Below are 21,846 nucleotides of genomic sequence, written 5' to 3'. Positions count from 1 at the left end.
GGTAGCGTCGGGGGCCTACCAGGAACATCACCGTTCATCGGATTGCCGACACAAGGGTAATATAGCCCACAAGAGGTGAGATTTCCATATGGACCGCACGTTTTCGATCGAGGTGAACGACCGGGAGGCCAGCGAGGCACTCGCGGCGCTGCTGCACCGCATGGAAGAGCGGCGCGGTTTCTACAAGACCGTCGCGCAGCTGCTGGCAGACTCGGCGCGGGAGAATTTCCGCAAGCAGTCGGCCCCCAGCGGCATCCCCTGGGAGAAGCTCAAGGCCGCGACGATCCGGGAGCGCACCCGCAAGGGGCAGCTCCCTCTCACCATCCTGAACACGAACGGGGTGAAGGAGGGCATTCACCTGGCCGCAGCGATCTCGCAGGATGCCGACAATGACGCGGCGCGGGTCGGTGTGCTCGATCAGGATCCAATCCGCCATTATGCGGCAATCCATCAGTTCGGCGGCACTATCCAGATCCCGGCGCGCAAGGGCCGCATCTATCGTCATTACGATCCGACCTCCGGGGTGACCGGCCGGAAATTCGTGTCGCCCGAGTCCGAGGGAGCCAAGGCGACCGAGGTCGATATCCCGGCCTATACGGTCACGATGCCCGCCCGCCCCTACCTCGGTGTCTCGGCCGATGATGAGACGGAGATCCTGCTGCTGGCCGGAGACTGGCTCGGCCTCGAACCCGGGGCGTGACGGAGAGCGCTCAGGAGTGGCCTTGACCGTCTCGGGCTGCCGTCGCCCGTCCGGACCGGAGATGCCGCGTCAAACAGGCGTCAAAATCGCTCTGGCGGCATAACGCATCCCCTCCCGCCGGTGCAGGCGCTTGACCGGCCCGGGATCGGCGGCGCATGGTGCCGCAGGAGGCGGATCTCGACGCCGATCATCCCCCCGGACCATGTCCGGGGGTTTTGCATTTTCAGGCATGCAAAACCGGGGTCACCCACCTGCTCCCGGATAGCCATGCCCCAGTCACTCCCCACCTCGGCCCCCATCTCGGCTCGCATCGACGTCTTCCGGACCGGACGCTTCACCTCCATGGAGGGGGCGCCGCTCAGCTACACCGCCGCCGATCTGAAGGCGATCGCCGCATCCTACGATCCTGAGACCGCCCCCGCGCCCATCGTCGTCGGGCACCCCGCCTCTGATGCGCCCGCGCTCGGCTGGGCCGAGAAGTTCGACTTCGACCCCGAGACGGAGCATCTCAGCGCCACCATCCGCGATATCGAGCCCGCCTTTGCCGCCTCGGTCCGCGCCGGGCGCTTCCGCAAGGTGTCGATGTCCTTCTTCCCGCCGCATCATCCGGCCAACCCCAACCCCGGCTCCTGGTATCCACGCCACATCGGCTTTCTGGGGGCCGCGTCCCCCGCGGTGCCGGGGCTGAAGAATGTCGCCTTCTCGATCGCCCCGGCCGATGCGATCACCTTCTCGGCCGAGTTCGCCCAGTTCGGCGATCCCGGGTTCGAGCGTTCGGCGTCGCTGTTCCGGCGTCTGCGCGACTTCTTCATCGAGAAGCACGGCCTCGAGGAGGCGGACAAGGCGCTGCCGTCCTACGAGATCGAATGGCTGAGCGAGATCGAGACGTCCCGCAAGCCCGACGACATCGGCGATGGACCGGGCTTCGCGGCCGGTGGCTTCGTGTCCGGAGAACAGCCGCCCGGCATGCGGTGCATCATTCTGAAATCTGAAAAGGAGGCCCCCGTGCCCGGAGAGAAACCCGCCGACTTCGCAGCGCGCGAAGCGGAGCTGACCGAACGCGAGCGCAAGATCGCCGAGCGCGAGAGCGCCGCCGCCCATTCCGAAAATGCCTCCTTCGCCGAGCGCATGGTCGATGAAGGGCGTCTGCTGCCCGTGCTGCGGGACAAGGTCGTCGCGCTGATGGATGCGCTGCCCGGCCATGCCTCGGTGTCCTTCGCCGCCGGGGATGCCCCGATCTCGCCCGTCGCCGCGCTGCGCGAGGTGCTCGAAGCCCAGCCGGTGGTGGTCACCCTGGGCCGTCATGACCTCGGGCAGCTGCCGGCCGATGCCGCCGCCACCACCTCCTTTGCCGCTGATGGCAAGCCCGTCGATGGCGACGAGATCGCTCTGCACCACAAGGCCGAGGCCTACATGCGCGAGCATCCCGACACCTCCTATCTCGACGCCGTCGCGGCCGTCTCCTGCTGAGAGGATCCAACATGCAGTATTTTCACGATGTCCTGCCCTGGACCGTCATTTCCACCGGCCTGTTCGCGGCCAACGATTTGGTCGGCTTCAATGGCGCCAAGGTGGCGGCCGATGACGCAGCGGTGCTGGGCGTCGCCAAGAACCCCTGCACGGTGATCGGCGATCCGGTCGCCCTGAATGTTCTCGGGGTCGCCCGGGTCAAGGCCTCGGGTGCGATCACCGTCGGCGCGAAGCTCATCTCGGCCGCGGCCGGCGGCGTCAAGGTTGCCGGCGCCACGCCCGTCAACGTCTTCGCCACCGCACTGACCTCCGCCGCCGACGGCGAGTTCGTCGACATCCTCATCCGCTGAAGGACTGAACATGCCCCAGACCATTCTCAACACGCGCACGGCCCAGGTGATCAGCCCGATCCTGTCGAACCATGCGCGCGGCTATCGCAACCCCTCCTTCGTGTCGCACGTCCTTTTCCCGCGCGTCTCGATCCCCAACCGCTCGATGTCGGTCCTGAAGTTCGGCAAGGAAGCCTTCCGCAAGCTGAACACCCGCCGTGCGCCGGGCACCAACGTGAAGCGCGTGCAGTACGGCTTCGACGCCGGCACGGTGTCGCTCGTCCAGGACGCGCTCGAGGGCGTCGTGCCGATCGAGCACCAGCAGGAGGCCGAGAAGGTTCCGGGGATCGATCTCGGGTCGAATGCGGTCAACATGGTCCTCGATGTGGTCGATCTCGGCCTCGAATACGAGGCCGCGCAGATCGCGCGCACCGCAGCGAACTATGACGCCAACCACAAGCTGGCGCTGGCCGGTGCCGACCGCTGGACCAGTGCGACCAGCGATCCGGGCGAAGACATCGGTGATGCGTCCGAGATGATCCGGCGGTTCACCGGGCGCCGGCCGAACACGCTGATGCTCGGCCCCACGGCCGCGAAGGCGCTGAAGAACCACCCCAAGATCAAGGAGCAGTTCAAGTACGTCTCCAAGGATTCGATCACGCTCGAGATGCTGGCGGCCTATTTCCAGCTCGAGCGCGTGGTCACCGGCGACGCGGTCTACCTGCCGGAGACGGCCGACGACAGCGTGGCCGCCACCGATGTCTGGGGCGACGATGCGATCCTCGCCTGGGTGCCCACCACCGGCGGCAACTACATGGTTCCGTCCTATGGCTACACCTATGAGCTGATGGGCTATCCGCAGGTCGAGCAGCCCTATTACGACCGCCCGTCGAAGTCGTGGATCTATCCGACCACGACCGAGCGCAAGCCCTATCTGGTCGGCGCCGATGCCGGCTTCCTGTTCCAGAACGCCGGCGCGGCCGCGGTATAAGACCGCCAAGGCGGTCGGTTTTCCGAGTGGGCGGTCCGCCGCCCGCTTCATCAAACCGACAGGAGAGCGATAGCGATATGGACGTCACCGAAGTCACCCTTGCGACCGCGGCCAAGATCCGCGGCAAGATCGAGCCCGCAGGCAAGATCGTGGTCGTCGACCAGACCGTTTACCGTCATCTCAAGGAAAGCGGCGCCATCGGCGCAACCGCGCCGCAGTCGGTGGCCGACGCGGTGCTCGAAGATCGCACGATGCTCGAACGGACGATTGCCGAGCAGTCCGCCGTGATCGATGCGCTCACCGATGAGCTGAAGGCGATGGAAACCCGTGCGGACGAGGCCGAGGCGCAGCGCGACCTGCTGCAGGGCCGTGTGCTTGATCTTCAGGCACAGACCGCCCCGGGCGCGGCCGATGCGCCCGTTTCGCACGATGCCGAGGCCACGAAAAGCACGCCGCCGAAGAAGGCGCGTGGCAGTCAGAAGGGCTGACGAGCAGCAGCCCTTCACCGCCGGGGGCGCGCCCCCTTCCTCGCGCCCCCGGCACCAATCCCTCAGCATGACCAGGACATGAATATGGATACGACCAGCCTGACCAAGAGCCAGAAGTCGACCTTCGAAAAAATCAAGAACGCGAAGCAGCCGGTGGTCCTCCCCGTTTCCGCCGCGCGCGTTCTGGTCAAACAGGGACTGATCCGGAGCGATGGTTCGAAAGGGCATGGCAAGGCGAAAGCCGCCTACGTCCTCGCTTGATTACAAGGCGCACGCTCTTGGAGGTCATCTGATGCACTGGGCCGATATCCTCATCTCCCGCCTCATGCTGGCGATCGACTGGTGCGCCGGTGTCTTCGCTCTCGGCTTCAAGATCATCGTGACGCCCATCGACCTGCGGTCCAACTACCCCGGGGGTGAAGACTGGCGGGCATCGGGCGGCGCGGCGGATGTGCGCCGCCGTATGCACCTGGCGCGCTCGCTCACCGGACGACGCGTGGGCGGCATGATCTGCTCGGGTGATCTTGGCGCCGGGCGCCTGATGCTGGTGGGCTGAGCGATGTATGCGAGCCTGGATGACCTGATCGAACGCGCGGGCGAGACGGAGATCCTGCAGATCGCCGATCGCGACGGTGACGGCATCGCCGATCCCGAGGTGATCGAAGCGGCGCTCGGCCACGCCGACAACAAGATCAACTCGTGGGTCGGCGTCAAATATCGCATCCCCTTGACGGTGGTGCCCAACATCGTGCGCAGCTGGGCGGTGTCGATCGCGCGCTATTACCTGCACCGCTATGAGCGGCCCGAGTACGTGGCCGATGACTACAAGGATGCGATGTCCGACCTGAAATCCGTCGCCGAAGGCAAGGCGGCCGTGCCGGGCGCGGCAGGTCTGACGCCGGCGGCGAGCGATCAGGCCGGCACGGTCCTCGCGGTTCACCCGGCGCCGCATTTTGACCTGCGGGGCTGGCGGTGACCGATCTTCTGGATCTCGTGAAGGAGCGCCTCGAGGCGCTGGCTCCGGCACTCACCTCGGTCGAGGTGATCGAGGACATCGAGGCGATCGCGAAGGGCACACCGGCCGGATCCGGCGCTGCATTCGTCGCACCGTATCGGGAGCGTGGCACTGCCAACGAGCTGTCTACCGGCTTTCGCCAGCTGGTCTGGGTCGAGTTTCTCGTCGCCTTCCAGATCCGCATTGCCGACGACAGCAAGGGCACGGCCCGGGTCGCTGCCTTCCGTGCGATCAAAGGCGAGATCGAGGCGGCGATCGCAGGCTGGCAGCCCACCCCGGAGGCCGCGCCGATCTCGTTGATCGGTGGCCAGGGCGGGCGACTGACGACCGGGGTCAGCACCTATGTGCAGACCTGGGAGACGACGCGATACCTCACGGGTTGACGCGCTCCCCCACGCGGCCGCATTGTGGCTGCACTCCAGCGAGAGATGACCCCCGGACCTTGTCCGGGGGTTTCGCATTTCCGGCCATGTCAAACCAGACCAAGGCGCCCGGCATCCATGTCGGGCCACTGATTGTCGAGGTTTGAAATGAGTCGACCGACCACCGGAGGCCGCTGGATCCGCAGCGCCAAGACCGGCGCGCTGACCCGTCAGAATGATGCGGAGACGAGCACGCCGCCGGCCCAGGCTGATGCCCCGGCCGAGAAACAGCCGAAAACCAAGGCGAGCGACACCGCCGCCACCAACCAGGAGGCCTGACCATGGCATCCCGTCGCTGGCGCAAGCTCGCCATTCTCGTGAAAATCGAAACCATCTATGGCGCGGATGCGGCTCCGGTCGCCGCGAACAGGATCGTCGCCACCAATGTGAATTTCACGCCGATCGAAGGTGATGAAGTCTCGCGCGACCTCCTGCTGCCGTATCTCGGCAACCAGGGCGTCGTGCTGGCCGGCATCTATGGCAAGATCAGCTTCGACGTCGAGGTCTCCGGGGGCGGCGCGGCCGGTGATGTGCCCCAGTATGGTGCCCTTCTGCGGGCCTGTGGCATGGCGGAGACCATCACCGCCGGCACCTCGGTCGTCTATTCGATCGTCGAAGACGCCGTCGAAGCCGCGTCGATCTACTTCGAGAGCGACCTTGTGCGCCATGTGCTGCTCGGCAGCCGCGGCAACGTGTCGGTGAACTTCACGCCGAAGGGCATCCCGCGTTTCACCTTCACGATGACGGGGCTGCTCGGCACCATCACCGATATCGCGACGATGAGCGCCGTGACGGCGGCAGGCCTTGTCACGCCGTTGCCGGTGTCCAAGGCGAACACCCAGATGACGCTGCACGGCTGGTCCGCTGTGGCCGAAAGCCTGGCGCTGGATCTGGGCAACACGGTGACGCCGCGGTTCCTGATCGGCGACGAGCTGGTGCTGATCTCGAACCGCTCCACGACCGGCACGGCCGTGGTCGAGGCCCGGTCGCTCGCGACTGTCGACTGGTTCGGGCGCGCGCTGAACCGCACGCGTGGGGCGCTGGCGCTGACCCATGGCATCGCGGCCGGCAACATCGTCGAACTCGATGCCCCTGCCGTGGAAATCGGCAAGGTGACCCAGGGCAACACCGACAACATCTCGAACTACTCGCTGCCGCTCTCGCTGTGTCCGACCGCGGGCCTCGACGAGCTGACGATCACCGTTCGCTGACCCCATGACCGGGCGCCGCGCGCGCCTGGTCTCCCCTTCCTCTCTTCCGGAGACCTGCTGATGAAATTCACCCTCGTCGAAGCCCCGACCTTCTGGTGGCCCGTCACCGTCCGCGTCCCCGACCCGGATGCCCCCGGGAAGACCATTGCCCAGGATCTCAAGGTGCAGTTCACGCCCAAGACCCGCGACGAGGAGATCGCGCTGAATGAGCAATTCGCCGCGCTGAGCACCGATCGCGAGCGCGCCGACGCCGAGATCGCGAACTGGCTCGAGATCATCAAGGGCTGGGACGGTGTCGTCGATGGCAATGGCAATCCGGTGGCTTTTTCGAAGGAAACGCTGCGCGCCGCACTGCAGTGGCAGTGGTTCCGCTCTGCTCTTTCGAAGGCCTTCACCGACAGCGCCTTCGGCCTCGAGGCGCAGCGGGGAAACTGACCGAGGCCGCGCGGGCCTGGGCCTTCGCGCGGCTCGGCAAGGTCGACGATCGCCAGCCGGTGCGCATCGACCAGGACATCGCTGACCAGTTCGCCCGCTGGGGTGTGCCGGTTCCCACCGATGCAATCCAGGAAGACGAGGGAGAGATGTTTGAGGTCTGGGCCAGCAACTGGGATGCTCTCCTGGCGTTTCTCGCGGTCGAGACCCAGTGGCGCATTGCTGCCGGCGTTGGCGCGTTGATCTGGATCGGCCTCGATTACAGCGCCGTCGACGTCGCCTTTCGGCGGCTTGGCATTGGCGATGACGCATTCGCGGCAGTGCAGCAGATGGAGCGCGCAGCGCTCGACGTCTTCGCGAGGGCGGACTGATGGGCGAGAACAAGGCATTCAACGTCTCGATCGTTTTTAAGTCAGAAATCGAGGCGGCCAAGGCCGGGATCGAGGCCATCAAGCGCGAGCTGTGGACGGTCAGCGCCACGACCGCCCAGGCTGCGAAAGTCACCGACGAAAATGCGGCGGCGATCGACCGTGAGGCTGCCTCGACCGCCAAGGCGACGCAGGCGCAGGAGAGCTACACTGCAGCGGTCAAGCGCTCTGAAAGCGCCCGGCGCGCCGCCCAGGCTGCGCCCGTCGTGCAGTCGCTTCCGGGGACGGTTCCCGCCAACTCCCTCGGTACACCGGCACCGGGGCCATCGGCGCCACAAGATGGTGGTCTCAGCCCCGCCCAGAGGGAGGCGATCCGGGCCCGCTACAACCCGATCTTCGCGATGTCGCGGCAATACGAGACGGAGCTGAAGCGCATCGCAGAGGCCGAACGGCTGGAAGCGCTGACCGCCCACGAAGCGACCGCCGCCCGCGAAGCGGCCGCGGCCCGCATGGCCCCTGTGACTGCAGGCATGACAAAGCTCGGGGCCGCGACGAAGCTCACTTCGTGGGAAATGCGCGGCCTGTCCATGCAGGCGAGCGACACGATCCAGTCGCTGGCGCTGGGCATGCCGCCCCTGCAGGTTCTGCTGCAGCAGGGACCGCAGGCGATCGACCAGATCGGCGGGATCGGGCGGGCGCTGTCATTGCTCAAATCTGCCCTGACGCTGCCGCGTGTTGCCGCCGGCGCCGCCACAGCCGCCGTCGTGCTCGGCGCCATGGCGTGGAACGATTACCTGAAGTCCACGAAGGAGGTCACGACGGCAGCCTCGGGGCTCGGCCGCGCGGTGGCGGGCAGCGCCGGAGAGATGGAAGCGGCCGCCCAGACCGGCGCCCGGGCGGCAGGGATCTCGGTCGCCACGGCGCGCTCGATGGAAGCGGCGTTCCTACGCACCGGAAAGATCGGGCATGAGAACTTCGCCCAGCTGATCGGGATCTCGCGAGATTTCGGGGCGACGATGGGGATCAGCGCCTCGGCCGCAGGGGATGCCCTGGCCGAGATGATGCGCGATCCGGCGAAAGCAGCGAATGAGCTGAGCCAGCAATATGGCCTGATCGATGCCAAGACCGCAGAGCATGCGCGGAACCTGGCTGCGCAGAACCGCCTGACCGAGGCGCAATCCGTGCTGCTCGAAGCGCTGCGCGGCAGACTGGCATCGGCAACAGAAGCGACCACTGGCTGGGCCAAAGCCTGGGAGAGCGTCGGAACCGCCGCCGCGAATGCCTGGGACAAGGTCGGTGGCGCGCTCAGTTACGTGTTCCTGGATCGGAGCACTGAGGACAGGATCTCGGATCTGCGGCGCATCCTTTCGATGCCGCGCGTGCGGGGACGGGACGCTTATCAGGCGGAACTCGATCGCCTGCTGGCGGAGCAGGCCGCGAAAGAGGCGAAGGCGGAACAGGACAAGGCCAATGACCGCGGCACCGCGGCCAACACCATCGCGGGCGCGTCCGGCGTCAACGCGACGGCCAAGCGCATGCAGGATCTGCGCAACCAGATCGTCGTGCTGCGCGCAGGCCTCGACGGCAATACCGGCATCAGCGACGGACAGCGTGATCAGATCACCGCTGATCTCGAGGCGAAGACCCGCATCCTCGCCGCTCTCGAGAACAGAGAGGCACGCCAGGCCGAGCTCGATCGGCTCGAGATCCAGATCCAGACCGAACGCAACCCGCTGCTGCGAGCCGAGCTGGAGGCGCGCCGCACGCTGCTGCAGATGGCTGATCAGGAGGTGGCCTCCGGCGAAATCAGCACGGCCGCACAGCGCGCCCGCAACCAGGTCATTGCCCAGACGATCGCCGGCGCGAGCAGCCAGGCCAGTGCGATGGCGGCCGAAGCCGCGATCCGCGGACAGCTGACGGCCAAGATCGCCGCCGGCACGGTCGCCGCAGCTGACGCGGACACATGGATGGAGCGCGAGCTGACGATGCGCCCGCTGCTGGCCGCGGCCGCGATTGCTGAGGGGGCCGAAAGGGCGCGCCTGGAAGAGCAGATCCGCAAGCTGGGTGACGCCTATGATGGCCTCGCCACGGCGCGCCGAGAGGCGGCAGTCAACGCCGACGCACGGGCGAGCCGAGACCGGATCGCGGATCTTCGGCTGGAAACCGGTCTGATCGGCCAGACCTCGGCCGCGCGGATCCGCGCTCAGGCCGCAGCGGATGCCGAACGCTGGATCCGGGATCAGGGGCCAGACCTGTCGCCGACCGATGCCAAGGACAAGCGGCGGCGGGCCGCGGATGAGGCCGAGGCCCAGATCCAGCGGGACCGCATGCAGCGGACCGAGGAGCTGCGCCGGGCCCAGGAGGCCGCCACGTATCAGGCCGCAGCGCGTCTGGCCTCCACCCCGATCGCGCGCGCCGAGATCGAGGCTCAGCAGGAATATGCCCGGGTGATCGCCGAGACCGGCGATGCGCAGGAGGCAGCCGCCCGGGCAGACCTGATCCGGAGCGCGGCCGTGACCGAGCTGCGCGCGGCCCTGCAGGACTATGTTCGGACGCAGGACGAGCAGATTGCCCGCATGCGCCTCGAGGCGTCTCTGGCGGGCCAGTCCGCGGCCGTGCGGGCACAGGCACAGGCGGCCTATGAGGCCGAGCTCTACATTCGCCAGCAGGGCCTCGATGTGGGCAGCGCCGAGGCCGAGCAGCTGCGCGAAAGAGCGCGGCTGGCCACTGATGTGCGGCTGCAGACAGAGCGCATCACGGAGGCCTTGGATACCGTCGGCAAGGCCGGCGAAAATGCCATCGACGGCATCGTCGGGGCATTGCGAAAGGGCGATATCGGCGGGGCGGCACAGGCCCTCTCTGACCAGATCACCGGCATGCTGAGCGAGCTGGCCATCTCCAACCCGCTGAAGAACGGGCTGATGGGGACGAATTATGCGACGATCTTTGACGCAGGTGGCCTTGGCGGCATCTGGGATCGCCTGACCGGCAAGACGCCGGCGATCGATCCTACCAGGGCGGGCGCGGATGCCGCCACCCAGGCGATGCGCTCGGTCGCGACGATGCAGGTCACGGCCGCGACGGTCATCATCGGTGGCGCTGGCACGGCGCAGCTCTCGGGCTCGGCCGGTCTCGACCGGATCGGGGCCGCGAACAGCGGTGCTGCACCGATCGCGGCGAACAGCGGCAGCGCCCCACTCGGCGGATCCTCTGCGATCCAGTCGCAGATCTGGAACTTCTTCTCCGGCAAGGGCCTCGCGCCGCACCAGATCGCCGGGATCATGGGAAATCTCTCGGCCGAGAGCGGGTTCAACCCGCTGGCTGTCGGGGATGCCGGGGCGGCATTCGGGCTCGCACAGTGGAATGACCGCGCGGGATCGCTGTTTTCCTCGATCGGCGGCAAGCAGAACCTCGGCGATGTCGGCGCGCAGCTCGAGTTCATGTGGCAGGAGCTGCAGACCTCGGAGCGGGCCGCGATGCAGAAGCTGCTGGCATCGACCAACGTCCAGGATGCAACGGCGGCATTCGTCGGTTTTGAGCGCCCCTCTGGATGGAGCGCTGCGAACCCAGCCGGGTCGATGCACTTTGACCGCCGGCTTGCGGCGGCCGAGGCCGCCCTTGGGAAGTTCAGCGCCACCACGGCCACGGCCGCGACCGATCTTGGCGCGCTCGGTGAGGGCTTTGACGTCTTCGGAAATGCCCTGTCGCAGGGGCTGAGCGGGCTCATGTCCGGCGGCGCGTCTGGCGGGTTCTCGAGCTTCTTTGGCACCTTCGCCACGGGCGTTGCCCATGCCTGGGGCATCCCGGGCTTCGCGCGCGGCGGCGAAACCGGCGGCTCGGACCCGTCAAAAATCGCCGGCGTGGTCCACGAACGCGAGTATGTTTTTGACGCTGCATCGACCTCGCGCATCGGGGTCGCGAACCTCGAGGCCCTGCGCCGCGGCACGCTGCGCGGCTATGCGACGGGCGGGTATGTCGCGCCAGTGGCCTTCTCGGCGCCAGCGATGGCATCCGGTGGTGGTGGCGGCAGCTCGGCAAGCAGCGGTCCGATCCGTATGGTCGTGAACAACTACGGCACTGATCCGGTGATTGCCGAGGAAACGACCGACGACCAGGGCGGGCGCCAGATCACGATGACGATCGGTGACGCGGTGGCCGCGGCCGCCACGCAGCGCGGCAACCCGGCCCGTCGGGCGCTCGACAGCGCCTGGCAGCCGAAGAACCGGGTGGTGCGGAGATGAGCACGGTTCCGACCTGGCCCGAGACCCTGCCGCGCCCCGAGCGGTCGAGCTGGCAATCCAAGCTGCAGGATGCCCGCCGCAAGCGCCAGAACGACGCTGGCCCGCCAGCATATGCACGCAAGTTCTCCTCCGTCGCGCGCCTCGTCAGCCTCTCGGTGATGCTCGACCGCAATCAGCGGGCAGTGTTCGATCAGTTCTACGAAGACACCTGCAAGTATGGTTCGACCCTCTTCTACATGCCGGACCCGACGACCGAGGGGTGGCCGCTGCTGACGTCAGACGGTGTGCCGATCCTCGCCGGCGACGGGGTGCCGCTGCTGATGTCCGGGCGGTGGCTGTGCCTCTGGGGTGATGACGTCCCCGTCGAGACTCTGAGCGGGATCGAGTTCCGGAAGTCGTTTTCAGTGGTGGTGATGCCATGAGCCGGCGGATCAGTCTGAATGCCCGTCTGATGCAGGATGCCGAGGCCTCGGCCGAGATCCAGGTGGTGCTGATCGAAATCTCGCATCCGGATCTCGATGCGCCGGTGCGGCTCTCGACCGACAACACCGAGCGGGTATCGGAGCCGCCAGACATCGCCTATGGCACGCGCTCGAGCTGGCGCGGGGCGAACCCGGTATCGGAGCCGTGGCTGTGGATCATCGCGTCGACGGTGCTGCCGGGAGATCAGGAGGACGCGCCGGCCGCCGCAACCCTCGTGCTCGAAAACCTCGATGCCTCAATGGTGCAGCTGCTGCGCAGCTTCACCGAGCCGCCCGAGGTCGCGCTGGCCGTGGTGCTCGCCTCGAGCCCGGACGAGATCGAGGCGGAATTCGATGATCTGCAGATCGTCTCGATGGACGCCACCGCTGGCGAGATCACGCTCAGTATCTCCCGCGAGCTGATCGAGGACGAGCCGTTCCCGTCCGGGCGCATGTCCTATGCCCGCTTTCCGGGGCTGTTCGCATCATGAACTGGTCGGCCCGCTACATCGGCACGCCCTGGCGCGATCGCGGCCGCGATGCCTCTGGCTGCGATTGCTGGGGGCTGGCCTGCCTCGTCTATCGGCAGGAGCTGGGCATCGATCTGCCGGACTACCTTGGCGCCTATCTCTCGGCCGATGAGCGCGCCGAGATCGCGGCCCTCATCACGGCGGGCGCGCAGTCTCCGCTCTGGCACCCGGTCGATGACTGCCCGGGAGAGTTCGACCTGGTGGTGTTCCGCCGCGGCCGGCTGACCAGCCACATCGGCATCGTGATCCGGCCCGGCCTGATGCTGCACATGGCGGGAGAGGATGCCGCCAAGGTCGAGCACTATTGCGAGGGCCACTGGCGACCGCGGCTCACCGGCATCTGGCGCCATACCGGGAGGATCGCATGACCGACGAGCTGATGACGCCGGTCCTGGCGATGCCGCATTTCGACCCGGGAGACCGCATCGAGATCACCGTGCCCACCGGCCGGACGATCGCCGAGATCCTGCGCGTCGCGCTGCCCGATGCGGCGCCGGATGATCTGCTGCGCTGCCGCGTCGTTCTGGTGACGCCGGCCGGCGCCGAGGCGATCGAGCCGAAATTCTGGGGCTGCGTCCGGCCGCGACCCGGTGTGCGCGTGGTGATCCGGGTCATCCCGGGCAAGAGCGCCCTGCGCTCTGTGCTGGCAATCGTCGTCTCGATCGCTGCAGTGGCGCTCGGCGCGATGTATGGCCTCGGGCTCGGCACCGCGCTCGGGTTCACCGGCACGACCGCCCAGATGATCGGTGCCGGTCTGATCGGCATGGCAGTGACCGCCATCGGCACGCTCGCGATCAATGCGCTGATCCCAGTCGATGATCTCGAGGCCGAGAACCGCTATTCGATCTCCGGCTGGCGCAACACGCCGCGCCCCGACGGCGTCGTGCCGTTGGTGATGGGGCGCATCCGTTGGGCCCCTCCCTTCGCCGCGCTGTCCTACACTGAAATCGTCGGCGATTTCATGTATGTCCGGGCGGTGTTCTGCCTGGGCTATGGCGAACTCGAGGTCTCGGACCTCTGGATCGGCGAGACGCCGATCGAGGAATATGACGAGGTCACGACCGAGATCCGGACGGGGGCTGCCGGCGATGACCCGATCTCGCTCTATCCGCAGCAGATCGCCGAGCAATCGGTCGGCGTCGAGATCCAGCGGCCGCTCAATCGCGATGACCTCGGCGAGGTCACATCGGGATCAACGCTCAAGCCGGTCGTGCGCACCACGGGCGATGATGCTGCGGGCGCGAGCTGCATTTTCTGCTGGACCGGAGGGCTGGTGAAGATCTCGGATGGCGGCGACAAGCGGAGCCAGACGGTCGAGATCAAAATCGAATACCGGCTCGACGATGGCGTGTCGGACTGGGTCGAAGAGACCACTCTCAAGGTGACGGCCAAGAAGCTCGAGATGTTCTGGCGCCAGTACACGTGGCAGTTCCCCGTCCGCGGCCGCTATGACGTCCGGGTGACCATGCTGACCGAGGAAACCACCAAAACCTCGGTCCAGCGTGACACGACCTGGGCGGCGCTGCAGACACTCCGCCCCGAATATCCGCTCGCCATGGATGGGATCGCGCTGATCGGTGTGCGGATCAAGGCGACCTACCAGCTGCAAGGTACGCTCGACACCGTGACGGCGATGGTCTCGCGGGTCTGCCTCGACTGGGACGCGGCAACGCAATCATGGATCAAGCGCGCGACGCGCCGACCGGCCTCTCTCGCGCGCTATATCCTGCAGGCCGCGGGCAATGCCAAGCCGTGCACTGATGCCCGCATCGACCTCGATGCCTTCGCCGACTGGCATGATTTCTGCGTCGAAAAGGGGCTGGAGTTCAACGAGGTCTTCGAGGACAGCTCACTGACTGTCGGGGCCGCGCTGCAGCGTGTGGCCGCTGCCGGCCGCGCCTCGATCCGCTGGACTGGCACGAGATACACGGTGATCATCGACCGCCCGCGCGACCTGATCGTCGACCACATCGGGCCGCGCAACAGCCGTGGTTTCAAGGTCTCCAGGAAGTATTTCCGGGCGCCGGATGGGCAGCGGGTGCGCTTTCTCGATGAAACGAACGACTACAAGCCGGCAGAGCGGTTCATCCCATGGCCCGGCAATGATACTGGCGCGCGCGACACTGTCGAGGAGGTCTCTCGCCCGGGCAAGACCTCGCCGGTCGAGATCTGGCGCGAAACCCGCCGCCGCATGTACGAGACGATGCACCGGCCCGACATCTATCAGGTGACGCAGGACGGTGCGGCTCGTGTGGCGACGCGCGGCGATCTGGTCGCGCTCAGCCACTATGTGCTCGATGGGCGCAGCACGGTGGCGCGGGTTCGTGCTGTGACGGGGGCGATGATCCAGATCGACGAGGCGCTGACCATTCAGGAGGGCGTCAACTACGGGATCAGGTTCCGGATTTTTGACGCCGCTGACACGATCGGCACCTCCGAGCATCGTGCAGTCGAGATCGTGCAGGCAGAGCGACCGGCTCTGCTGCGCCTCACCGGCAGCGGCCCGGTGCCGGGCACGGGCGACCTCGTGCATTTCGGGGTGCTGGGAGAGGAGACCGTGCCGGCGATCGTGACCGGGATTGAGCCGGGACAGGACCTGAGCGTGATCCTGACGCTCGCCGATGCCGCACCGCAGATCGACGAGATCATCGACGCCGAGGAGGTGCCGGAATGGTCGGGCCGGGTCGGTGCGGTGATCGACATGGGCAGTACAATCCCGGCAGTCCCGGTCATCGCATCGATCAGCAGCGAATGGGACGAGACGCCATTCAGTTCAGCCTTCTGGAATTACTGGGTGATCGTGTCGCTGACGCCCGGGCATGGGTCTGCGGTGCAGATCGCGCGTTACGAGGTGGACTGGCGCCTGTCTGGGGCCTCGAGCTGGACGACGATCTCAGCGGCAGTGACAAACGGCGGCATCCAGATTGACGGCCATCGTGGCGACGCCATTGAGGTGCGCGCGCGTGCGCTCACAGCAATGGGAGTGGCCAGCAGCTATACCAACGTCGTCGCGCTGACCATTGGCGCCTCCGATCCAGCTCTGCCGGCAGAGCTGGATCCAGAGAGCATCGATATCACGGCTCTGTTGGGCGGCGTATCTGTCGCGTGGGCAGTGTCTGACCCCGATACCACGGCCGTGCAGATCTACCGATCGACGACAGCGATGCTCGATCGCGAAGCGGATGCAGTCGGCACACCGGTAGCCGTATCTGCCGGGCAGAGCTATCAGCGCATACTCGGCGCCGATCTCGACAATCGCGTTTTGGGGTCCGCACTGTCTGATGCGGGCCCCTGGACGGCCGGGCTCGGCTGGTCGATTTCCGGTGGGATCGCATCACATAGTGCTGGCGATGCGGGTGCTCTCGCCCAGGACATCGACCTCCTCAGTGGGCGGTCCTATCGCATCGCCATCACGGTCTCTGGTCGCACGGCCGGCACGGTCACCGCCTGCCTTGCCGGCGGTATCGATCGGATCGGTACTGCCATCGGCACCAATGGTCGAGCTCTCGATCGCATCACCTCGGCAGCCGGAAACACGGCGCTCGAGATCCGGGCGAGTGCTGATTTCGACGGATCGGTAGATGACGTGACCCTCTACCTCGAGACGGAATCCTGCCTGTCTCAGGGCAATCATTACATCTGGCTGGAAGCACAGAATGCCGACGGTCTCGGCACGATTTCCGGCCCCTTCACTGTGGAGATTATCTGATGGCAAATGGCGTCACGACCGTCAATCTCACCTCGTCCTCGTTGATCGACACGCTGGTCGGATCCTATGCAGGATCGACGCGCAAGATCACGCTCACGCGCCTGGTGGCGCTGATCAACTCGCTGCTCGGCCCGACCTATGCCACGCGCGCCGAACTCTATGCGGATCGTTCCTGGCCGGATGGAGCAATCGGCTACGTGCGCGGCGATCCGACCTCGGCCTACAACGGTGTCTATACGAAGTCCGGGGCGAGCGGCTCCGGATCCTGGACGCGCACGGGGGATCTGCCAACGAGCGCTGTCGAGGCCGCCCAGATCGATACCTTGTCGAATGCGCTGACGGCTCTGGGAGATGACCTGCACACCCGCCGGGTCGTCGCTACTGCCGGCAACAATTTCTCTGCCGTCACCTGGCCGCCGGGCACGACCACGGTGCTGCAGCGCGACGGCGCGTCGTTCCGGGTCTGGCGCCTCTACACCGATGCGGTGCCGACGCCGGTCGATGCCACGCATTACCAGCAGGACGCGACCGGCGCCTGGTGGAACAAGGTGTTCGATCTGGCCGAGGTGACCGCGGCGATCGCGGCCGAGGCCGGGCGGGCCGAGGCGGCCGAGGGCGTCATCTCCGCATCGCTGACGGCTCTGGGAGCGGACCTGCACACCCGCCGAGTCGTCGCCACCGCCGGCAACAACTTCTCGGCCGTCACCTGGCCCGAGGGCACGACTACGGTACTGCAGCGCGATGGCTCGTCATTCCGGGTCTGGCGTCTCTACACCGACGTCGTGCCCACGCCTGTCGACGCCACCCATTACCAGCAGGACGCGACCGGCGCCTGGTGGCACAAGGCCTTCGATCTGGCTGAGGTGATGACCGCGATTGCCGCCGAGGCCGAGCGGGCCGGCGCGGCCGAGGGTGTGATCGCCGGGAACCTCGTGAACGAGGTTAACCGCGCAACCGCGGCCGAGGGCGTCATCGCCGGGAACCTCTCGAACGAGGTTAACCGCGCGACCGCGGCCGAGGGCGTCATCGCCGGGAACCTCGCGAACGAGGTCAACCGTGCGACCGCGGCCGAGGGCGTCATCGCCGGGAACCTCGCGAACGAGGTCAACCGCGCGACCGCGGCCGAGGGCGTCATCGCCGGGAACCTCGCGAACGAGGTCAACCGCGCAACCGTGGCCGATGCACGTCTGGCGCGGGCCGCAGGCGGCGCGCACAGCTACAGTGAAGATGCACTCGACGACGAGGCTGCAATCCGCATCGACTTCGCATCAGGGGAGATGTTCATCAAGGCTGTCGATGGAGATAGCGCGCGCGATCCGTCCGAATTCGCGTCCGTCAGCCCCATGACCCAGCTCGTCAAGAACCGCTCCGGTGTGCTGCGCCGTTCGGTTGCCGGGGCGCTGCGGCGCTCAGTGGCTGCGGACGGTGCTTCGGGGGCGGTATTCGAGCCCCAGGCGACTGTCTGGGGATCCGACAATGTCCTGGGGACAGGAGTGACCGTTTCCGGGATTACCGTCGCCGCCGATAGCTCGGTGCCGGCTGTCGAAGGCACCACGCCCAAGGCGCTGACCGCCACTGCCAGCGGGACGGCTGCGCGATTTTTCGGCTATGCAGCCATCCCGATCACGGTCGGCTGGTATCAAGTCGACCTGATCCTCGCGCGCCAGGATGCGCGCTACATGATCTTTCGCCTCCCGCCCGAGGCAGGCAGCACTGCTTTCGGCGGGTCGGGCTACGTGTTCTGCATCGACCTGCAGGAGCGGACCTTCACCAACACCATGACGAGCACGGTGGCTGATGCAGATGGCCCGTTTTTTGACGACCTTCCCGGTGGTCTGATCCGCATCCGCTTCCGCTTCTGGGCATTCAGTGCCTATGCAGCTGGCCATTTTTTCTACGTCTACCCCAAGGAAACGTCGAACACGACGCTGACCTCGACATTCGCGGCGGGAACTGCGCTCGGGGTGATCCACCATTTCTCGGTCCAGAAATGCGCATCGCCGCGGCTGCCTGCTGCACCGGTCGGAAACGGTGTTTCGGTTGCCGCGGACAAGATGGAAATCGATGTCTCGAACCTCATTCAGGACCCGCTTTCCTGGTCGTTCGAGTGCCATTTCAGGCTGTCCCCAGGTTTCCGGGAAACGGCGGACGGGATAGTGCCGATTTTCAAGGTGAGCGTTGATCCGGATACCGCCAACCGCGGTGTCGGGCTCGAGATGGTCGGGCGCGCGATTACCGCGGTTCTGGGCAGCACCAGCGTCCCGAAAACTGTCTCGATCGAGGACGTCTATAGCGATAGCTATCGCGTTGCGATGTCCTACGATGGTGAAACGCTGCGACTGGCCGTCAATGGCCTGATGGCATCTGCGACGGTCAATTCTATTGCCAACCTCTACACGCAGCTCAAGCGCCTCCGTTTTGGCGACTACATGCCGATTCAGGATGGCACCCTGCGGCCGTTTTCCGGCGCGATCGAGTTCTGGCGCTATGTGCCACGGGCGCTGAGCCAGGATGAAATGATCGCGGCGACGACCAGTCCGCAGACGATCATCCCGGGGTCATCTGTGCCTGTTTTGGCCGATGGGACCGGTCAGCCTGTGCTCAGCCTCGCGGGAGACGGCAGCATCGATTTCAAGCCGGGCCGGGCTGCGGCGCGATACCTGCTGTCCGGCGCCTATTGGGCTGATGCTCTGCCGGCCGATGCGATGGCAATCACCCCGCGCACGAACGGTGACGTCGATTACCTGACGGATACCTGGGGCGGCCGCACCCACCGCGTGCGCCAGAGCGCCGAGGGGTGGGGTATTTTCTACCGGGCCGATGGGCAGGTGGATATCCTGTGGGGGTCTGGGCAGTCTCTCGCCTACGGCAACGTCTATACCGATCCGGTGGTCTCTCCGGACACGCCCGGATTTCTCGACGTCGACGACGGCAACCCGTCGTCGGTATTCGGGTACTCGGCAACGGGGTACTATAACGATCGGCTGACCTATCCGTGGATCGCTGCAGCCAATGGCGGCGGCGGCAATGTCTACCCTGCGGCAAAAATGCTCGCCAACCTGCGAGCCGAGGATGACCACACGCCGCTGCCTCTGATCGCGAAAACGATCGGTCAGAGCGGTGCACGCATTCTCTCGCTGTGGCCGTGGGGGGTCTACTCCACTGATCCGTGGGACGAGGACGGTAACTGGGTGGAGGGGACGACGGTCAAGGACCCGGCAATTTTTCCCGACACGCATTGGCTCAATGTGCGCCGCTGGCACCAGTCCGTGAAAGATGCCTGCACGCGGCTCGGGTTCACGCCCGTGGTGAAGGCGTTCACCTGGGTCCAGGGCACGGCGGACAAAACCAACTTGCACTATTATGACGACCTGGTTCTGTCCCGTGCCGATTTCCGGAAGCTCACCAAGGAGTTCTACGGGGAGCAGGAGCATGATCCGCTGTGGGTGCTGTCCCAGAGCGGCGGCGATACGGACACCAGCACCATCGTCTGGCCAGTCTGTGATGCCCAGCTGCGCTATTGCGAGGAGACGCCGCGCACCGTTCTCGGGGCGCCGCTCTACCAGCCGGATATCGTGCTGCAGGACGGTCAGGTCCACCCGAACTACCACTCGACCACGATTTTCGGCGAACTTCTCGGGCTCGCGACGCATGAAACGCTCAACGGCCGGAAATGGACGATCGGGACACCGGATATCACCGTCGCTGCCGACCATCTGATCCTCGACTATTCGAAATGGCTGCGCGACGACGAGCTGCTGACAATCGCCGCTGATACCTACTATGGCGGCATCGGCATCGATGTCGGCAAGGGTGTGCAGATCGTCGATGTGATCAACACCACCTCGTCCTCGTCCTCGCGCACCGGTGCGCTGACGCCTGTGACCGGGGTCGAGGTCATCAATGGCGGCACTGCCTACAAGGTCAGTTTCTCCGGGGCGATCCAGAAAACGCAGGGGTTCCAGGTGCGGTATGCCCTGCAGCAGCAGGATATGAGCACCGCTGACCCTCTGCACTATGCTCACCGCGGCCTGCTCCGCACCACATGGGAGCGGCCCTCATTCGCGCTCCCAGACCGCAAATTGCATCGCTGGCTGCCCTCATTCCGCAAGGAGTTCCTGCTGTGACGATCATCAAGGGCCGGGTTTCCGGCGCGATTTCGGCATTCCATTCTGGAGACCTGCGCAAGCGGTTGTCGATGTTCGGGGACGACATTCTCGGGCTGTGGGTGCCGCAACCCGGGGTGTCGTTCTCCGCGGGCGTAGCTCTCGGCAGCGCGGTCCCCGGCGTGTTCTCCTCGGCAATCGGGCGGCGGGACAGGCTCGGCATGCGGGCGTATGGCGCTGCGCGTGGAGCCACCTATCGGGTCGTCGATGGGCTGATGGCGATGGACTGTTCGACGGGCTCTGCGAATTTCAAGACCACGCCCACCAGCACCGCATCGTTTGGCCTCGGCCTGATCCTGCATCTGGATGCCGCGTGCCTCACTGCAGCCCGAACCATCGCCGGCAATGGCGAGCAGGGCGGCGGATATTTCAGCCACGCCCTGACCCGCTCCTATGGTGGTGCTGTTGACGGATTCGTCGGCTGGCAGGGGGTCTCGTCTACCTATCTGCGCGACACGGCTGACGTCTATACCCGCAAGGACTGCACCATCACCAAACCCGGATGGTATGTTTTTTCGCTCGACAGGAATAACGGACTGAACGGCATGGCAATCAACGGCGGCCGTGTCGCCGTGAATACAGCCGGCACGACGCCTCCGACGATGACGTCGACCTATGTCGGCTCGAACAGCAGTGCAGTTGGGGCCCCGGGTACGGTGTCGATGGCGGCGCTGTTCGCCTGCAATGGACCGCTGGCCCAATCCGCAGATCGTCTCGCTCAGTGGCGCGATCTGGCGGCAGCAATCCAGCGTGACCTGACGGTCAGTGGGTGAGATAGGCTAGGCGAAAATTTTCGTCCGTAAGCTAATGCTCAATCGTCCGGAAGCCGCCGCGCCGCCACACCGCAAACTGCAAACGGCCCTGACGATCAGGCCGAATGATTCTGTGGAGGGGTAGTAACTTCCGGACAAAAGCATAACCCCAGAAAAAAGCATGCAACGCGTTGAGAACGAACAGAAAAGTGCCGCTTCTGGCGAAAAGTGCTTTCGGACAAAAATGTAAGGAACCGCCCAAAACTGGCGCTTCACCTATCATCGAACGATCACGTTCTAAACATCGAGGCAACAATCACCTATCAACAGGCAACATGATGACAACATTAGTAGAAAACGCATAGCATGGAAACTTATGGGGGCTCAGAATGCCCATCTAAAGATGCGATGCGGAGCGCCAAGGTCTGACCAAGGTCGGAAATCTTGTTCCGGTCTGGTCAGATTGCGTCAGACATTAAAATTATTGTTATAAGTCAAAGTGATACCTCGGAAAATCAGAGGTAAAAACAGCATCATAGGTCTGACCAAGGTCGGAACGTA

20 protein-coding genes are annotated in these 21,846 nt (G+C 65.7%); all 20 read left to right on the top strand.

Translation table 11 applies throughout. The features are described from left to right. The first annotated feature begins 88 nt into the window (after window positions 1–88). The 20 genes from EOW65_RS06560 to EOW65_RS06475 all read left to right on the top strand — a co-directional run bounded on the left by EOW65_RS06560 (window position 89) and on the right by EOW65_RS06475 (window position 21,306). Window positions 89–700, top strand: a complete 612-nt coding sequence (locus tag EOW65_RS06560; protein WP_128148170.1) for a phage virion morphogenesis protein — start codon at window positions 89–91, stop codon at window positions 698–700. A 342-nt stretch (window positions 701–1,042) separates the two neighbouring features. Continuing rightward, window positions 1,043–2,170 (top strand): hypothetical protein, encoded by a 1,128-nt coding sequence (locus EOW65_RS06555; protein ID WP_240664533.1) that lies wholly within the window; start codon window positions 1,043–1,045, stop codon window positions 2,168–2,170. A gap of 11 nt (window positions 2,171–2,181) precedes the next feature. Beyond that, window positions 2,182–2,520 (top strand): DUF2190 family protein, encoded by a 339-nt coding sequence (locus EOW65_RS06550; protein WP_128148168.1) that lies wholly within the window; start codon window positions 2,182–2,184, stop codon window positions 2,518–2,520. Window positions 2,521–2,530: 10 nt separating this feature from the next. Next, entirely contained in the window at window positions 2,531–3,490 is a 960-nt protein-coding gene (locus EOW65_RS06545) for a major capsid protein (protein ID WP_128148167.1), read from the top strand. Window positions 3,491–3,567: 77 nt separating this feature from the next. Continuing rightward, window positions 3,568–3,978, top strand: a complete 411-nt coding sequence (locus tag EOW65_RS06540) for a hypothetical protein (RefSeq protein ID WP_128148166.1) — start codon at window positions 3,568–3,570, stop codon at window positions 3,976–3,978. An 84-nt stretch (window positions 3,979–4,062) separates the two neighbouring features. After that, a complete protein-coding gene (locus EOW65_RS19930; RefSeq protein ID WP_164880016.1) occupies window positions 4,063–4,239 on the top strand; it encodes a hypothetical protein in 177 nt (58 codons plus the stop codon). Between the two features lie 31 nt (window positions 4,240–4,270). Further along, window positions 4,271–4,534, top strand: a complete 264-nt coding sequence (locus tag EOW65_RS06535) for a hypothetical protein (RefSeq protein ID WP_128148165.1) — start codon at window positions 4,271–4,273, stop codon at window positions 4,532–4,534. Between the two features lie 3 nt (window positions 4,535–4,537). After that, window positions 4,538–4,954, top strand: a complete 417-nt coding sequence (locus EOW65_RS06530) for a gp436 family protein (protein WP_128148164.1) — start codon at window positions 4,538–4,540, stop codon at window positions 4,952–4,954. Beyond that, entirely contained in the window at window positions 4,951–5,376 is a 426-nt protein-coding gene (locus EOW65_RS06525) for a phage tail terminator protein (protein WP_128148163.1), read from the top strand. The genes EOW65_RS06530 and EOW65_RS06525 overlap by 4 nt, the downstream gene beginning before the upstream one ends. A gap of 147 nt (window positions 5,377–5,523) precedes the next feature. Further along, window positions 5,524–5,694, top strand: coding sequence for a hypothetical protein (locus EOW65_RS19925; protein WP_164880015.1), 171 nt, complete (start codon window positions 5,524–5,526; stop codon window positions 5,692–5,694). 2 nt (window positions 5,695–5,696) lie between these two features. Then, window positions 5,697–6,626: a phage tail tube protein gene (locus EOW65_RS06520; RefSeq protein WP_128148162.1), complete on the top strand. Its 930-nt coding sequence runs from the start codon at window positions 5,697–5,699 to the stop codon at window positions 6,624–6,626. Between the two features lie 60 nt (window positions 6,627–6,686). Next, entirely contained in the window at window positions 6,687–7,061 is a 375-nt protein-coding gene (locus tag EOW65_RS06515; RefSeq protein ID WP_128148161.1) for a hypothetical protein, read from the top strand. A 59-nt stretch (window positions 7,062–7,120) separates the two neighbouring features. Next, complete coding sequence (locus tag EOW65_RS06510; protein ID WP_240664531.1) at window positions 7,121–7,429, top strand: DUF1799 domain-containing protein; 309 nt, start codon at window positions 7,121–7,123, stop codon at window positions 7,427–7,429. Next, the gene (locus EOW65_RS06505; protein ID WP_128148160.1) at window positions 7,429–11,667 is read left to right on the top strand and encodes a phage tail tip lysozyme; all 4,239 of its coding nucleotides are present in this window, start codon (window positions 7,429–7,431) and stop codon (window positions 11,665–11,667) included. Before EOW65_RS06510 ends, EOW65_RS06505 begins: the two co-directional genes overlap by 1 nt. Next, window positions 11,664–12,089 (top strand): hypothetical protein, encoded by a 426-nt coding sequence (locus EOW65_RS06500; protein ID WP_128148159.1) that lies wholly within the window; start codon window positions 11,664–11,666, stop codon window positions 12,087–12,089. The genes EOW65_RS06505 and EOW65_RS06500 overlap by 4 nt, the downstream gene beginning before the upstream one ends. Next, a complete protein-coding gene (locus EOW65_RS06495) occupies window positions 12,086–12,619 on the top strand; it encodes a hypothetical protein (RefSeq protein ID WP_128148158.1) in 534 nt (177 codons plus the stop codon). Before EOW65_RS06500 ends, EOW65_RS06495 begins: the two co-directional genes overlap by 4 nt. Further along, the gene (locus EOW65_RS06490) at window positions 12,616–13,026 is read left to right on the top strand and encodes a C40 family peptidase (RefSeq protein ID WP_128148157.1); all 411 of its coding nucleotides are present in this window, start codon (window positions 12,616–12,618) and stop codon (window positions 13,024–13,026) included. The genes EOW65_RS06495 and EOW65_RS06490 overlap by 4 nt, the downstream gene beginning before the upstream one ends. Continuing rightward, window positions 13,023–16,367 carry a TipJ family phage tail tip protein gene (gpJ, locus tag EOW65_RS06485; RefSeq protein ID WP_206364021.1) on the top strand — a complete coding sequence of 1,115 codons (3,345 nt, stop codon included), beginning with the start codon at window positions 13,023–13,025 and terminating at the stop codon, window positions 16,365–16,367. Before EOW65_RS06490 ends, gpJ begins: the two co-directional genes overlap by 4 nt. Continuing rightward, entirely contained in the window at window positions 16,367–20,494 is a 4,128-nt protein-coding gene (locus EOW65_RS06480) for a hypothetical protein (protein WP_128148156.1), read from the top strand. Before gpJ ends, EOW65_RS06480 begins: the two co-directional genes overlap by 1 nt. Further along, window positions 20,491–21,306, top strand: a complete 816-nt coding sequence (locus tag EOW65_RS06475) for a hypothetical protein (protein ID WP_128148155.1) — start codon at window positions 20,491–20,493, stop codon at window positions 21,304–21,306. Before EOW65_RS06480 ends, EOW65_RS06475 begins: the two co-directional genes overlap by 4 nt. The last annotated feature ends 540 nt before the right edge of the window (window positions 21,307–21,846 follow it).

Source organism: Paenirhodobacter ferrireducens, from assembly GCF_004022265.1.
Lineage (GTDB): Bacteria > Pseudomonadota > Alphaproteobacteria > Rhodobacterales > Rhodobacteraceae > Rhodobacter > Rhodobacter ferrireducens.
This window is presented reverse-complemented; position numbering and strand designations above follow the sequence as displayed.

Bases quoted from the DNA above. Each gene is read 5' to 3' on its own strand.
- EOW65_RS06550 (WP_128148168.1), top strand. From the start codon at position 2,182: ATGCAGTATTTTCACGATGTCCTGCCCTGGACCGTCATTTCCACCGGC.
- EOW65_RS06495 (WP_128148158.1), top strand. From the start codon at position 12,086: ATGAGCCGGCGGATCAGTCTGAATGCCCGTCTGATGCAGGATGCCGAG.
- EOW65_RS06540 (WP_128148166.1), top strand. From the start codon at position 3,568: ATGGACGTCACCGAAGTCACCCTTGCGACCGCGGCCAAGATCCGCGGC.
- EOW65_RS06500 (WP_128148159.1), top strand. From the start codon at position 11,664: ATGAGCACGGTTCCGACCTGGCCCGAGACCCTGCCGCGCCCCGAGCGG.
- EOW65_RS06480 (WP_128148156.1), top strand. From the start codon at position 16,367: ATGGCAAATGGCGTCACGACCGTCAATCTCACCTCGTCCTCGTTGATC.
- EOW65_RS06545 (WP_128148167.1), top strand. From the start codon at position 2,531: ATGCCCCAGACCATTCTCAACACGCGCACGGCCCAGGTGATCAGCCCG.
- EOW65_RS19930 (WP_164880016.1), top strand. From the start codon at position 4,063: ATGGATACGACCAGCCTGACCAAGAGCCAGAAGTCGACCTTCGAAAAA.
- EOW65_RS06555 (WP_240664533.1), top strand. From the start codon at position 1,043: ATGGAGGGGGCGCCGCTCAGCTACACCGCCGCCGATCTGAAGGCGATC.
- EOW65_RS06515 (WP_128148161.1), top strand. From the start codon at position 6,687: ATGAAATTCACCCTCGTCGAAGCCCCGACCTTCTGGTGGCCCGTCACC.
- EOW65_RS06560 (WP_128148170.1), top strand. From the start codon at position 89: ATGGACCGCACGTTTTCGATCGAGGTGAACGACCGGGAGGCCAGCGAG.
- EOW65_RS06490 (WP_128148157.1), top strand. From the start codon at position 12,616: ATGAACTGGTCGGCCCGCTACATCGGCACGCCCTGGCGCGATCGCGGC.
- EOW65_RS06520 (WP_128148162.1), top strand. From the start codon at position 5,697: ATGGCATCCCGTCGCTGGCGCAAGCTCGCCATTCTCGTGAAAATCGAA.
- EOW65_RS06505 (WP_128148160.1), top strand. From the start codon at position 7,429: ATGGGCGAGAACAAGGCATTCAACGTCTCGATCGTTTTTAAGTCAGAA.
- EOW65_RS06535 (WP_128148165.1), top strand. From the start codon at position 4,271: ATGCACTGGGCCGATATCCTCATCTCCCGCCTCATGCTGGCGATCGAC.
- EOW65_RS19925 (WP_164880015.1), top strand. From the start codon at position 5,524: ATGAGTCGACCGACCACCGGAGGCCGCTGGATCCGCAGCGCCAAGACC.
- EOW65_RS06530 (WP_128148164.1), top strand. From the start codon at position 4,538: ATGTATGCGAGCCTGGATGACCTGATCGAACGCGCGGGCGAGACGGAG.
- gpJ (WP_206364021.1), top strand. From the start codon at position 13,023: ATGACCGACGAGCTGATGACGCCGGTCCTGGCGATGCCGCATTTCGAC.